The following is a 13,448-nucleotide window of genomic DNA, read 5'->3' as shown; positions in this document are numbered from 1 at the left end:
TTGTTTCTGAAGACCGGCAATCGCGGTGAGCGTGTGAAAGTTTGATCTAATTAGAGAGTCGGAGGCGGCGGCGACCAAGGCATACTGCGTAAAGTGGAGGCCGGGTGCGCGACCAGCATGGGCACTAGTTCCCGGCCATGTCCGTCGTCGTATCCGGGGAGGGGGCCGGAGCTTGATGCCGGCCAACCCTCAGATCGGCAACGATGTCCGTCTTCTGGCCCAGGCGCGTCTTGTAGACCTGGTAGTTCTCCATGATCCGTTGGACATAGTTGCGCGTTTCCGGAAAAGGGATGCGCTCGATCCAGTCGACGACCTCTTCGATCGGCTTTCCGCGTGGATCTCCATAACGCTCGATCCATTCGCCGACCCGTCGAGGGCCGGCATTGTAGGCGATGAACGTCAGAACGTATGATCCGCCGAAGGAATCGATCTGCTCGCCGAGATAATGCGCGCCGAGCGTGGCATTGAAGGCGGGGTCGGTGGTCAGTTTTTCGGGCGCATACGCCAGACCGTGGCGCTTGGCGACGCCCTTGGCGGTGCTGGGAAGTAGTTGCAGCAGTCCCCGCGCATTTGCCGGTGAAACGGCCGTCGGATTGAATGCGCTTTCCTGCCGGGCGATAGAGTAGGCGAGAGCCTTGCCCGATCCGCCAATGTTGGCGCCAGCCGGTATGGCGCCGATCGGGAATGCAAGTGCGGCCACGTTACGCCCTTTTGCGAACGCCGCCTTCCCCATGGAGAGTGCCAGGTTGTGGTTGTTTCGCCGCTCGGCGCGCTCGACGAGAAGCGTTAGCTCTCCGGGGCTTGCGATATCTTCCGACAGGGCTCGCAACAGGCTTTCGGCCCGCTTTTCATGGCCGGCAGCCTCGAGCCGATCAATGGCCGCCACCGGTGCGCGTCCAATGTAGTTTTGCCTGTCTTCATCCGAGGGCGACGGTGGTGCGACTTGGAGCGACGTCACACCGAGGCGTGCTGCTGCAAGCTGCCCATAGAATGCGCCGGAATACTCGGCTGCCTTTTGGTAGTATTCCAGCGCATTGCCGGACTTCGTCGCTTCCGCAGTGCGTCCGAGCCAATACCAGGCCCGTGAAGCCGAAATTGGCCGGCTGGATGCTTCCAGGATGCGGCGGAAGTGACCTTGCGCCTTTTGCGGATCGTTCAGGTGGCGAAGCGCGTACCAGCCGGAGTGAAACTCGGCATCAGCGATATCGGTGGGGTTGGTTGCGGAGTGGGCAGAGACCACGGCGTAGGCTGCCTTGTAGTCTCCCAGATCGGCCAGTCCGCGTGCCACAATGCGCCGCTCATCCCACCATTCCGATGTATTGATGAGCTTGGTTCCATCACGCGGTACCTTATTCAGCAAGGCCGCCGCCTCGCGGTATTTGTCCTTCCGGCGAAGGTTTTCGACCTGCAGGAAGATATAGGCCGGGTCGCTTTTCCAGGAGGCATCCACCGTCTTCAGCGTCGCTTCCGCGTTGTTCGCCCCGCGAATGAGCGTCGTCCAGGCCTTGTAGAGCGATTGCGCTTCGCCAAGATCGGCGAAACGCTTCGCCTGCGTCACCCGGCTGCGATACATCAGGTAGTCCATCCGGGCCTTGTGGTCGCGCGCCGTCAGTTGCGGACCAAACGCCTTCAGCACCCGGTTTTCCATCGCCGTGTCCAGCGGTTCCGAAGCCCAGATGCCCCGGATCGTGCGCAGGGCCTCATCGGACCGGCCGCTCTCCCCAAGTGCGCGGGCATGCAGGAAGCTGCCCTCGGGCGTCTCGGGCGGTGCGGCAGTGAAAATGCCGAGAACAGTCGCCGCATCGGGATTTTCGCGGAACAGGGCCCTCTCGAAACGCGTCCTGAGCTGGTCTTGGCCGGGCCAGTCCTTCAACTCCTCCTGGGCTGCGGCAATTTCCGTGGAGGAAATGCCGGAAAGGCCGGACGAGGCAAGCGCCCAGGTCAGCGTCTGTCGGTCGACCGAGCCTGCGGGCAGACTGTTGCGCACGACCAGCGCCCGCTTGGCATCATTGTCGGACAATGCGTCAAGACCGGCCTTCAGCACTGGCGCAGGGGCAAGACGCCCCGATCGAGGAATGGTGCCGGTGACGAGCGGCATGGGAAAGGTTGCCGCCGCAGGACTGTCGGGTTTGACAAAAGGAAGGGGCGCGCCGCCATCGGGCAACGGCGCAGCAAGCGAAGACGCACTCGACAAGCCAAGGCCGATGGCAGTCAGCAACAACACAGGCTTTTTCATCCGGTGACTCGCGACAAGTAGACAGAACCCCGCATTTCTATTAGCCGCTTCGATGATTAACGAAAGCTTACCAAGGTTGGGAAAGACGCCTTTTCGGCGCCGCGGCCTTCATCAGAAATCGCGTCAGCATCCGCTTGTCGTCGCATTCCCACCGCTCTATTGTGCGCCACCTTAATCACGGAATACGGCCGAAGCATGGACTGCCGGCCGGTGGGAGTTATGCATGTTCAAGGGATCGATGCCCGCGCTCGTCACGCCATTCACCGCCGATGGCGCGGTGGACGAGAAGGCATTCGCCGCTCATGTGGAGTGGCAGATTGCGGAAGGCAGCAGCGGACTGGTGCCGGTCGGCACGACGGGCGAGTCACCGACGCTGTCGCATGCCGAGCACAAGCGCGTCGTTGAGCTTTGCATCGAGGTTGCAGCCAAACGGGTTCCGGTGATCGCCGGTGCGGGCTCCAACAACACCCGCGAAGCGATCGAGTTGGCTGTTCATGCGGAAAAGGCCGGGGCAGATGCGCTTCTGGTCGTCACTCCCTACTACAACAAGCCGACCCAGAAGGGGCTGTTCGCTCATTTTTCGGCCATTGCAGAGGCTGTGAAGGCGCCGATCATTATCTACAACATCCCGGGGCGATCCGCTGTCGATATGACGCCGGAAACCATGGGTGCGCTCGCCAGTGCACATTCCAACATCGCTGGTGTCAAGGATGCGACGGGCAAGCTGGAGCGCGTCTCCGAGCAACGTATCACCTGCGGCAAGGATTTCATCCAGCTGTCGGGCGAAGATGCAACGGCGCTTGGTTTCAACGCGCACGGCGGGATTGGCTGTATCTCGGTGACTGCAAACATCGCGCCACGCCTGTGCGCCGAGTTCCAGGCCGCGACACTGGCCGGAGACTATGCAGCCGCGCTCGAATACCAGGATCGATTGATGCCTCTTCACAAGGCGATCTTCCTCGAACCGGGCCTCTGTGGTGCCAAATACGGTCTGTCGAAGACACGGGGACTGAGCCGGGCAGTGCGTTCGCCGCTTCTGTCCACGCTGGAGCCGGCGACCGAGGAAGCCATTGATGCTGCGCTTCGCCACGCAGGTCTTCTCAACTAGGCTTCCGGCTGCCGCTTCACTTTATGAGGGCGGCGCATTACATGAAGGAAACCCCGTCCAAGGCCCATGGGCGGGGATTGAACACATCAACAAAGGGCGCGATGGATGACAGATGGCCCCCAAAGGTAGCCAGAGAACGGTGAGCAAGATTGTAGCGGAGAACCGCAAGGCACGCTTCAACTACGAGATCCTGGATACGTACGAGGCCGGCATCGTTCTCACGGGGACAGAGGTCAAGTCGCTGCGGGAAGGCAAGGCCAACATTGCTGAGTCCTACGCTTCGGACGAAGGCGAAGAGATCTGGCTGATCAATTCGCATCTGCCGGAATATCTGCAGGCCAATCGCTTCAATCACGAGCCGCGCCGCCGCCGTAAACTGCTGTTGAGCAAGCGCGAGATCAACCGACTGCGCGTCGGCATCAACCGCGAAGGCATGACGCTGGTGCCGCTGAAGATCTATTTCAACGAGAAGGGCAGGGCGAAGCTCGAACTGGCGCTCGCCAAGGGTAAGAAGCTTCACGACAAGCGCGAGACCGAGAAGGAACGCGATTGGAACCGGGAGAAAAGCCGGCTGCTGAAAGCCCACTAGGACCAATCACTTCTGGGGGAAACCTTTTCCGCGGCATATCCGTTCTTTGGGAATGCCGCGCAGCCGCGCATGGAAGGTTGCCGACACGGATACGGGTTGGGGGCTCTTTCACATCTATCGGGTGACCGACCTGTCGATCACCAACGGCAAATTCCCGAAGGCGGCTGCCGGCTATTGACGTCGCATGCTGCCGCAAGAGGAACAAATAGCCTTTCCTGCCGTTGAGGCCGACAGTCTCAGGTGAGCCCCGCATGAATCGCAAAATGATATTGACCTACGGCCTGGTCGTCCTGGGTCTTGGTCTCGCGGCCTATCTTCTCTGGAATATCTTCAGCCAATATACTTGGTCCGATATCGTCGCATCGGTGGCGGAGATACCGACCGCCAACCTGCTTGCCGCAATAGCATTTTCCGCAGGCTCCTACCTTTGCCTGACCGGATTCGACTGGATGGGCATTCGCTATGTCCGCAAGGATCTCGCCTATCCGAGGATCGTCTTGGCCTCTTTCATCACCCAGTCGATAGGCCAGAGCGTCGGCCTGGCCGGACTGAGCAGCGGCGCTCTTCGCTATCGCTACTACGCCCATTGGGGCTTGAACACGGAACACGTGGCAAAGATCGTGCTTCTGTCAGGTGTCACCGTCAGCATCGGTTTGACCGTACTGACGGGCATCGTGATGATCCTCAACCCAGCCGACGCGGCGCAAGTGTTCCGTTTGAACGAGGCGACGGCGCTTGGCATTGGCATCCTCTGCCTGCTGTTGACCGCAGGCTACCTGGCGCTGGCAAAGTTTGCCCGCGCGCCAGTGCGTATCCGCAAATGGACCTTCCAGATGCCAACACTGCGACTTGCGCTCGCCCAGGTCGTGATCGGGACAACCAACTTTGCGCTTGTGGCTGCTGCGCTACGGGAGGTCATGGGCGCGACGGCCGATGTGAGCTACCTCAAGGCCGCGACGGCCTATGTTCTGGGGAATGTCGCGATCATCGTCACGCATGTGCCGGGCGGTCTTGGCGTGCTTGAGGCAACAGTCCGCCATGTGATGGGGGATCAGGCATCGATTGGATCGCTGGTCGCGTTCCGCGTGATCTACTTCTTCATCCCACTGGCAATAGGCATTCCGCTTGCGCTGATAACGGAAGCGGTCTTCCGTGCCCGCAAGGCGTCGTCACCTTCGCCATCTTCGGTCACGGAGCCCGGCTCCGCGACTTGAAGCTCTCCTTGGCCGCCGCCAGCTCAGGACGGCGCTCGGCAAGGGGGCGATGATCAGCCCTCCGGCGTTTCAACCGGTTCGGTTGGGCGCGGTGATCTTTCCGACGGATCGCGGCCTATTTCCGCTTTCAATGAGACGAGATCAATAAAGTGATCTGCCTGCCGCCGGAGATCGTCGGCGATCATGGGAGGCTGGGTTGCCATCGTGGAAATGACCGAAACTTTACGCCCTTTACGCTGCAGCGCCTCCACCAGGGTGGTGAAGTCGCCGTCGCCTGAGAAGATGACGAGATGGTCTGCCGTTTCCGATTGCTCCATGGCATCGATGGCAAGCTCGATATCCATGTTGCCCTTGATCTTGCGGCGCCCCATCGAATCCGTGAATTCCTTGGCCGGCTTGGTTACGACCTTGTAGCCGTTGTAGTCGAGCCAATCGATCAGCGGGCGGATGGATGAATATTCCTGGTCCTCGATCAATGCGGTGTAATAATAGGCTCGCAGCAAATAACCGCGCTTCTGGAAGGCCTTGAGCAGCTTGCGATAATCAATGTCGAAACCAAGGCTCTTGGAAGCTGCATAAAGATTTGCGCCATCGATGAAGAGTGCGATCTTCTCCCTGGGGTCAAACATGTTTTCCGTCCATTTGATTGGTGCTGACGTGCAGGCGCGGCGTCACGAGATCAAAACCTGAGCTTGTAGCGCTAGTATCTTCAGTACATTATCATCTATTCATGTAGCTGCATGTATGGCACGATTCGCAAATATCCAAGCATCTTGCAGTTGAAATCCCGCTTCCCGAAAAGGTGCTGTGGTTTCATGCGCCGGCGGACTGATCAGGAAAAACTTGAATTCTGTGCCCAATCGCTGTATCGGGCGGGTAGATTCCCGGAAATAACGACCGCAAAGGACAGGCAATGGCCCGTGTCACCGTAGAAGATTGCATTGATAAAGTCGACAATCGCTTCGAGCTCGTGCTTCTGGCCAGCCATCGTGCACGCCAGATCTCCCAGGGCGCGTCGATAACGATCGACCGCGACAACGACAAGAATCCGGTCGTCGCCCTTCGCGAAATCGCCGATGAGACGCTTGCTCCGGAAGACCTGAAGGAAGACCTGATCCACTCGCTGCAGAAGCATGTGGAAATCGATGAGCCGGAGCCCGATCCGGCTTCCCTGGTTGCCGCCAATGCAAGTGCCGGAAGCGGCGCGGACGAGGAAGATGTGCCGGAGACCGTCACTTTCGACCAGATGTCGGAAGAAGATCTCCTGGCTGGCATCGAAGGCCTTGTCCCGCCGGAAAAAAGCGACGATTACTAATTCTTCATTGTCTGGCCTGAATTAGATTGCCTGCACTATGATGGCTGCGCCAGTCTGCGACTGGCGCGCCTTTTTTGTTTCGAAGCGAGGAATACTTCCGGCATGATGCGGCAATATGAGCTTGTTGAGCGGGTTCAGAAATACAAGCGCGATGCCAACGAAGCTCTGCTCAACAAGGCCTATGTCTATGCGATGCAAAAGCATGGACAGCAAAAGCGTGCCAGCGGCGACCCCTATATTTCCCACCCTCTGGAAGTCGCGGCGATCCTCACCGACATGCATCTCGACGAGTCGACAATTGCGGTCGCCTTGCTTCACGACACAATCGAGGACACCACCGCGACCCGCGCCGAGATCGATGAGATCTTCGGCGAAGACATCGGGCGCCTGGTCGAGGGATTGACCAAGCTCAAGCGGCTCGATCTCGTGACCAAGAAGGCCAAGCAGGCGGAGAACCTCCGCAAGTTGCTTCTGGCCATCTCCGACGATGTGCGCGTGTTGCTCGTCAAGCTTGCCGACCGGCTGCACAACATGCGTACGCTGGAGCATATGAACCCCGAAAAGCGGGCGCGTATCTCCGAGGAGACCATGGATATCTACGCGCCGCTTGCCGGCCGCATGGGTATGCAGGACATGCGGGACGAGCTGGAGGAACTATCCTTCCGCTACCTCAATCCCGAGGCGTATGAGACGGTCACCAAACGGCTTGCCGAGCTGTCCGCCCGCAACGAAGGTTTGATCACGAAGATCGAGGACGAGTTGCGCGACCTGCTTGTCGCCAACGGCCTTCTCGACACAATGGTGAAGGGACGGCAGAAAAAGCCGTACTCGGTCTTTCGCAAGATGCAGTCGAAGTCGCTCTCCTTCGAGCAGCTGTCGGACGTCTATGGCTTCCGCATCCTGGTTGGCGACATTCCGTCCTGCTATCGAGCGCTCGGCATCGTGCATACGCGGTGGCGTGTCGTTCCAGGCCGCTTCAAGGACTATATCTCCACCCCGAAGCAGAACGACTACCGCTCGATCCATACGACGATCGTCGGCCCCTCCCGCCAGCGCATCGAGCTGCAGATTCGCACCAAGCGGATGCACGAGATTGCCGAATACGGTATCGCCGCGCACACGCTGTACAAGGATGGCGAGGGTGGCGAGGGCGCTGAACTCCTGTCCAAGGAGTCCAACGCCTATTCCTGGCTGCGGCATACGATCGAGGCGCTGTCGGAGGGTGACAATCCGGAAGAATTCCTTGAGCACACGAAGCTCGAGCTTTTCCAGGATCAGGTCTTCTGCTTCACGCCGAAGGGCAAGCTGATCGCGCTTCCGCGCGGCGCCACGCCGATCGACTTCGCCTATGCCGTCCACACCAATATCGGCGACACAACCGTCGGCGCAAAGATCAATGGTCGGATCATGCCGCTCGTGACACGCCTCAACAATGGCGACGAAGTGGAGATCATCCGTTCCGGCGTTCAGGTTCCGCCGGCTGCCTGGGAAGAGATCGTCGTAACCGGCAAGGCGCGGGCAGCGATCCGTCGTGCGACCCGCATGGCGATCCGCAAGCAATATGCCGGCCTCGGCTATCGGATACTCGAGCGGACGTTCGAACGGGCCGGCAAGGTTTTCTCGCGTGAGGGCCTGAAGCCGGCGCTTCATCGTCTCGGTCAGAAGGATGTGGAAGACGCCATTGCCGCCGTTGGTCGGGGTGAACTCTCGTCGCTGGATGTCATGCGTGCGGTCTATCCGGACTATAAGGACGAGCGCGTCACGGTGAAGCCGTCGGCGGACGAGGGCTGGTTCAACGTTCGCAGCGTCTCGGGCATGATGTTCCGCGTTCCTGGCCGGTCGGCTGAAGCGCGTGAACATGCCGCTATGGAAACGGATGGTGCAGGCCCGCTGCCGATCCGCGGGCTGTCTGCAAACGTGCCGGTGACCTTCGCGCAAAGCGGCGCGGTCCCTGGTGACCGCATTGTCGGGATCGTGGAGGATGGCAGTGGAATTACCATTTACCCGATCCAGGCGCCGGCGCTGCAACGCTTCGACGATCAACCGGAGCGCTGGATCGACGTGCGCTGGGATCTCGATGACGAGAACAAGTCACGCTTCATGGCGCGGATATTCATGAACGCGCTGAATGAGCCGGGCACTCTTGCGACGGTCGCCCAGACGGTCGCCGGTCTGGACATCAATATCCGCAATCTCGACATGGGCCGTGTCGCCACGGACTTTTCGGAGATCGGGCTTGATGTGGAGGTCTGGGATCTTCGCCAGCTCAACCAGCTGCTGACGCAGCTGAAGGAGCTGGATTGCATCTCGACTGTGAAGCGCGTCTACGACTGATTGCCTCCGTTATGGGCATGAAATGCGACCTGCCATGCTTCACAAGCAGGGCAGGCTCGCATCCTCGGCGTTGGTAAAGCCCGTCCGCACATCTTATATTGCTGCAGTGCAATAAAGATCGAAGACGAAAGAATACGACAATGTTTGGACCTGTAAAGAAGATCGCCCGCGCTCTCCGTGGGCAGACTATCCAGGAGCGCGAGCTTGCTTACCTCAACGGCGCAATTGATCGCGTAGACCTTGAATACCGTCAGCGGCAGATCGACCGCGGCATGTTCAGCCGCGGGTTCTAAGCTTCAGGCCGGCTCGCAATTTCCGGCCGGATTCCGGTCGGCATTTGGTCTCCGGCGTACGCGCCGGACGATACCCTGAACGTTGATGAGCGTGCCTCGCAAGCTTTGAAGCTTGACGTAACGTCAGGGAATGCTCAATTCATGTCCATGAAGCATCCGAAGACGCCGGGACCCTCCCGGAAGGAGGGGCCGTGATCATTGGCATGGGTAGCGATCTTATAGACATCCGCCGCATCGAAAAGTCGCTTGAGCGCTTCGGCGAGCGGTTCACCGACCGCTGTTTTACCGAAATCGAGAAAGCCAAGTCGGATCGCCGCCGCAATCGCGCAGCGTCCTACGCGAAGCGCTTTGCGGCCAAGGAGGCCTGCTCGAAGGCCTTGGGGACAGGCCTTGCGCAAGGTGTGTTCTGGAAGGACATGGGGGTCGTCAATCTTCCGGGCGGCAAACCCACTATGATCCTGACCGGAGGGGCGGGCGAGCGACTGGCGTCTATGATGCCGGCCAAGCACGATCCGGTCATTCACGTGACGATCACCGACGAATATCCCTATGCTCAGGCCTTCGTGATAATCGAGGCGCTGCCCGTGGCCGATTGAGCCATTGCCGCCGCTGGACGAAAAGTCTAGAGAAGCGGCACCAACTTGAGTTGACCGAAGAGAAAGACCCCACGTGTCAGATAGAGCCGACAAGAAGCACGAGAGCGCCCTTTGGGAAAATATAAAGGTCATCATCCAGGCCTTGCTCCTGGCGATGGTGATCCGCACCGTCTTCTTCCAGCCCTTCACCATCCCCTCGGGCTCGATGATGCCGACGCTGCTGGTCGGCGACTACATCTTTGTGAACAAGTTTTCCTACGGCTACTCCAAGTATTCCTTGCCGTTCTCGCCGGACCTGTTCGAGGGGCGTATCTTCGGAAGCGAGCCGGAGCGTGGGGACGTGATCGTCTTCCGACTGCCGACCGATACGGATATCGACTACATCAAGCGCGTCGTCGGTCTGCCCGGCGACCGTATCCAGGTGACGGATGGCGTGCTTTCAATCAACGGTCAGCCGATTCCGAGGCAGCCGAACGGAACGTTCACGTCCGACTACCGGCTGGATCCGGGCGCCGACGTGCCGATCTTCCGTGAGACGCTCGACAATGGCGTGAGCTACGACACGCTGGACCAGGTGGAAAATTCGCGCGGCGACAACACCCGCGAATTCATCGTTCCCGAGGGCCACTACTTCTTCATGGGCGATAATCGCGACAACTCCCTCGACAGCCGTTTCGACGTTGGCTTCGTGCCCGCTGAAAACCTGATCGGCCGTGCTAGCGTCATCTTCTTCTCCGTCGGTAACGATACGTCCTTCCGTGAGTTCTGGAAGTGGCCGGCCAACATGCGTTGGGACCGCCTGTTCAAGGGTGTCAACTGAATGAAGTCAAAGACGCTATCGGCGGAGGACAGGTCCAAGCTCGAACAGTTGATTGGCTACGAGTTCGTCGACAAGCAATGGCTGGACCGTGCCCTGACCCATGCCAGCACCGGGTCCGCCAAGGCCGCGAACTATGAGCGCCTGGAATTTCTGGGCGATCGGGTCCTCGGTCTCTGCGTTGCCGAACTCCTGTTCAAGAGGTTCAGAACGGCCGCCGAAGGCGAGCTTTCCGTTCGCCTGAATCAGTTGGTAAGCGCGGACACCTGTGCCCAGGTCGCCGACGAGCTGGAGCTTCACCGTTACATTCGTACAGGTTCGGATGTGAAGAAGCTGACGGACAAACGGATGCAGAACGTCCGCGCCGATGTGGTGGAAAGCATGATCGCTGCCCTATATCTCGATGGTGGTTTGGAAGCTGCCCGCATCTTCATCCTTCGCAACTGGGAAGAACGGGCCGCCCGAGCCGACGGTGCACGGCGTGACGCAAAGACAGAACTGCAGGAATGGGCGCATGCCAAATTCGGCCTGACCCCGTCCTACCGCATCGATGACCGTGCCGGGCCGGATCATGATCCGCGCTTCACGGTGACCGTGGAAGTGAAGGGCGTGGCGCCGGAGACAGGCGTTGATCGCTCCAAGCGTGCTGCCGAACAGGTCGCCGCCACGAAAATGCTCGAACGCGAACGCGTATGGCAGAAAAATTCTGCCGAAGGTTGATTGGAACCATGACAGACAACGAAAACATCCAGGGCGCCGAGACTGAAGGAGCTGCGACCCGCTCCGGCTTCGTGGCCCTGATCGGCCCCACCAACGCTGGCAAGTCGACGCTTCTGAACCGCCTTGTCGGCGCGAAGGTATCGATCGTCAGCCATAAGGTGCAGACGACCCGTGCCATCGTTCGTGGCATCGCCATTCACGACAATGCCCAGATCGTCTTCATGGACACGCCCGGCATCTTCAAGCCGCGCCGCAGGCTCGACCGCGCCATGGTCACATCCGCCTGGGGCGGCGCCAAGGATGCCGACCTGATCATGTTGCTGATCGACAGCGAACGCGGTCTGCGCGGTGATGCGGAAGCCATCCTGGAGGGCCTCAAGGAGGTCAAGCAGCCGAAGATCCTTGTGCTGAACAAGATCGACCGGGTGAAGCACGAAGACCTGCTGGCACTCGCCGCGAAGGCCAACGAATCCGTCGAGTTCGAGCAGACATTCATGGTTTCGGCCACAGGCGGCTCGGGCTGCGGCGATCTGATGAACTTCCTGGCGAAGCGTCTGCCGGAAGGCCCGTGGTATTATCCGGAAGACCAGATCTCGGACCTGCCGATGCGTCAGCTCGCGGCGGAAATCACCCGCGAAAAGCTCTTCCTGCGGCTGCATCAGGAGCTCCCTTATGCCTCGCATGTGGAGACCGAGAAGTGGGAGGAGCGCAAGGACGGCTCCGTTCGCATCGAGCAGGTGATCTACGTCGAACGTGACAGCCAGAAGAAGATCGCGCTCGGCAAGAACGGTGATGCCATCAAGGCTATCTCGACCGCGTCCCGCAAGGAGCTGTCCGAAATCCTCGAACAGCCCGTACACCTCTTCCTGTTCGTGAAGGTGCGTGAGAACTGGGGCGACGATCCGGCGCGCTTCCGCGAAATGGGACTTGAATTCCCCAAGGGTTGAACCGGCTATTTCTGCCGGTCCATCAATGCCTTGACTTCCATGTAGCGGCGCCGGTTTTCCGGCTCCTGCTCGTTCTCCGAATAGCACGTATCGGAAATGCAGAAGCGGCTGAGATTGAGGGGCGGGGTGGCGCCGGTGAACTCGCACTCGATCTCGTTGGTGAAATCGGTTGCCGTGGCGTTCTCCCGCGTGGAGTAGGTCAACCGGGCGCCCGGCGGATCCAGTTCCGGAAATGACTGCACGACCCCTGTCTTGAGCGCAGGTACGAGCAGGAAATTCTGCGCCACGGAAACGCAGGCCTTTTCGAGTTCGGGCGATTGCGCCATGGCCGGCGAGGCTGCGAGGAGAAGGGCGAACGGAAAATATCTCATGGAAGCTCCCGGGTCGGAATTCGCCGGGGCAATTCCGGAGACGGGCAATTTGTTCCAAGATCTCCGCGATAAAGTTTCGGTAAATTCGATTCAGGTGCAGCGGCTTATCGGCTAATGTTGAATCGGATCAGGAAGTAGTCGAAGCGCCATGCAGTGGCAGGATGAAGCAATCATCATCGGGGTGAAGCGCCACGGCGAGACAAGTGTCGTCGCCGAGGTGATGACACGTTCGCGTGGCCGCCACCTCGGTCTTGTCCGCTCCGGACGCTCCCGCACCATGCAGCCCGTGCTCCAGCCGGGCAATCGCGTCGAGGTCGTGTGGCGAGCGCGGCTCGATGAGCATCTGGGCGAGTTCAAGCTGGAACCGATCCGCCTGCGCGCCGCCCGACTGATGGAAAAGGCGACCTCGGTTTATGGCATTCAGGCTATGGGCGCCCTGTTGCGGCTGCTCGCGGAGCGGGACCCGCATCCACATCTTTATGAGACACTGGATGTCATCCTGGAGACGATGGACGATCCCGCCGATGCGGGAGAGCTTTTCATCCGTTTCGAGCTCGCGGTCCTCAACGACCTGGGCTACGGTCTGGACCTGACCGAATGCGCGGCGACCGGCACCAGAGAGAACCTGCAATACGTCTCTCCGAAGTCCGGCCGCGCCGTCTGCCGCGAAGCGGGAGCACCCTACGCGGATCGTATGCTCGCCTTGCCGGCCTTCCTCTGCGAAGGCGCGAAGTCTGCGGCAACTCCCGAAAACATGGCGGCAGCGTTCCGGCTCACGGGCTTCTTCCTGCACCGCCACGTTTACGAGCCGCGCGGGATCACGGAAAACGCCGCCCGGGACGGCTTTGTCCAGGCGGTGTTGAAGGCTCTGGCACTGCAGGATGCTCGCCAGGCGGGTTGATCAAGGC

At 59.9% G+C, this 13,448-nt stretch carries 15 protein-coding genes; 12 read left to right on the top strand and 3 right to left on the bottom strand.

What is annotated here, in order from left to right; translation table 11 throughout:
* Positions 1 to 124: 124 nt before the first annotated feature.
* Positions 125 to 2,236, bottom strand: a complete 2,112-nt coding sequence (locus tag LH464_RS13065; protein WP_226786823.1) for a lytic transglycosylase domain-containing protein — start codon at positions 2,234 to 2,236, stop codon at positions 125 to 127.
* A 223-nt stretch (positions 2,237 to 2,459) separates the two neighbouring features.
* Here LH464_RS13065 and dapA point away from each other — a divergent pair, with 223 nt between their 5' ends.
* From dapA to LH464_RS13050, 4 genes are all read left to right on the top strand, one after another.
* Complete coding sequence (gene dapA, locus LH464_RS13060) at positions 2,460 to 3,344, top strand: 4-hydroxy-tetrahydrodipicolinate synthase (protein WP_226786822.1); 885 nt, start codon at positions 2,460 to 2,462, stop codon at positions 3,342 to 3,344.
* Between the two features lie 112 nt (positions 3,345 to 3,456).
* Positions 3,457 to 3,933 (top strand): SsrA-binding protein SmpB, encoded by a 477-nt coding sequence (gene smpB, locus LH464_RS13055; RefSeq protein WP_226786821.1) that lies wholly within the window; start codon positions 3,457 to 3,459, stop codon positions 3,931 to 3,933.
* A gap of 52 nt (positions 3,934 to 3,985) precedes the next feature.
* Positions 3,986 to 4,111, top strand: coding sequence for a hypothetical protein (locus LH464_RS24555; protein ID WP_255648365.1), 126 nt, complete (start codon positions 3,986 to 3,988; stop codon positions 4,109 to 4,111).
* Between the two features lie 73 nt (positions 4,112 to 4,184).
* Positions 4,185 to 5,147: a lysylphosphatidylglycerol synthase domain-containing protein gene (locus tag LH464_RS13050; protein WP_226786820.1), complete on the top strand. Its 963-nt coding sequence runs from the start codon at positions 4,185 to 4,187 to the stop codon at positions 5,145 to 5,147.
* Between the two features lie 53 nt (positions 5,148 to 5,200).
* On the opposite strand, the gene LH464_RS13045 is transcribed toward LH464_RS13050, so the two are convergent.
* Positions 5,201 to 5,776 carry a LabA-like NYN domain-containing protein gene (locus LH464_RS13045; RefSeq protein ID WP_226786819.1) on the bottom strand — a complete coding sequence of 192 codons (576 nt, stop codon included), beginning with the start codon at positions 5,774 to 5,776 and terminating at the stop codon, positions 5,201 to 5,203.
* Between the two features lie 284 nt (positions 5,777 to 6,060).
* Between LH464_RS13045 and rpoZ the strand changes: the two genes are divergently transcribed.
* The 7 genes from rpoZ to era all read left to right on the top strand — a co-directional run bounded on the left by rpoZ (position 6,061) and on the right by era (position 12,169).
* Positions 6,061 to 6,462, top strand: a complete 402-nt coding sequence (rpoZ, locus tag LH464_RS13040; protein WP_226786818.1) for a DNA-directed RNA polymerase subunit omega — start codon at positions 6,061 to 6,063, stop codon at positions 6,460 to 6,462.
* Between the two features lie 102 nt (positions 6,463 to 6,564).
* Positions 6,565 to 8,796, top strand: a complete 2,232-nt coding sequence (locus LH464_RS13035; protein ID WP_226786817.1) for a RelA/SpoT family protein — start codon at positions 6,565 to 6,567, stop codon at positions 8,794 to 8,796.
* A gap of 140 nt (positions 8,797 to 8,936) precedes the next feature.
* Positions 8,937 to 9,089 carry a DUF3563 family protein gene (locus tag LH464_RS13030; RefSeq protein WP_226786816.1) on the top strand — a complete coding sequence of 51 codons (153 nt, stop codon included), beginning with the start codon at positions 8,937 to 8,939 and terminating at the stop codon, positions 9,087 to 9,089.
* Positions 9,090 to 9,280: 191 nt separating this feature from the next.
* Positions 9,281 to 9,685 carry a holo-ACP synthase gene (gene acpS, locus LH464_RS13025; RefSeq protein ID WP_226786815.1) on the top strand — a complete coding sequence of 135 codons (405 nt, stop codon included), beginning with the start codon at positions 9,281 to 9,283 and terminating at the stop codon, positions 9,683 to 9,685.
* 73 nt (positions 9,686 to 9,758) lie between these two features.
* Positions 9,759 to 10,505, top strand: coding sequence for a signal peptidase I (gene lepB, locus LH464_RS13020; RefSeq protein ID WP_226786814.1), 747 nt, complete (start codon positions 9,759 to 9,761; stop codon positions 10,503 to 10,505).
* Positions 10,506 to 11,222 carry a ribonuclease III gene (rnc, locus tag LH464_RS13015; protein ID WP_226786813.1) on the top strand — a complete coding sequence of 239 codons (717 nt, stop codon included), beginning with the start codon at positions 10,506 to 10,508 and terminating at the stop codon, positions 11,220 to 11,222.
* A gap of 8 nt (positions 11,223 to 11,230) precedes the next feature.
* A complete protein-coding gene (era, locus tag LH464_RS13010) occupies positions 11,231 to 12,169 on the top strand; it encodes a GTPase Era (RefSeq protein WP_226786812.1) in 939 nt (312 codons plus the stop codon).
* 5 nt (positions 12,170 to 12,174) lie between these two features.
* Here the strand turns inward: era and LH464_RS13005 are convergent, their stop codons facing one another.
* A complete protein-coding gene (locus tag LH464_RS13005; RefSeq protein WP_226786811.1) occupies positions 12,175 to 12,540 on the bottom strand; it encodes a hypothetical protein in 366 nt (121 codons plus the stop codon).
* 148 nt (positions 12,541 to 12,688) lie between these two features.
* Between LH464_RS13005 and recO the strand changes: the two genes are divergently transcribed.
* Positions 12,689 to 13,441 carry a DNA repair protein RecO gene (gene recO, locus LH464_RS13000; protein WP_226786810.1) on the top strand — a complete coding sequence of 251 codons (753 nt, stop codon included), beginning with the start codon at positions 12,689 to 12,691 and terminating at the stop codon, positions 13,439 to 13,441.
* Positions 13,442 to 13,448: the final 7 nt, after the last annotated feature.

Origin of the sequence: Pseudorhizobium xiangyangii (assembly GCF_020531965.1) — a bacterium.
Lineage (GTDB): Bacteria > Pseudomonadota > Alphaproteobacteria > Rhizobiales > Rhizobiaceae > Neorhizobium > Neorhizobium xiangyangii.
Note: the sequence above shows the minus strand (reverse complement) of the source record. Positions and strands in the feature narration are given on the sequence as shown.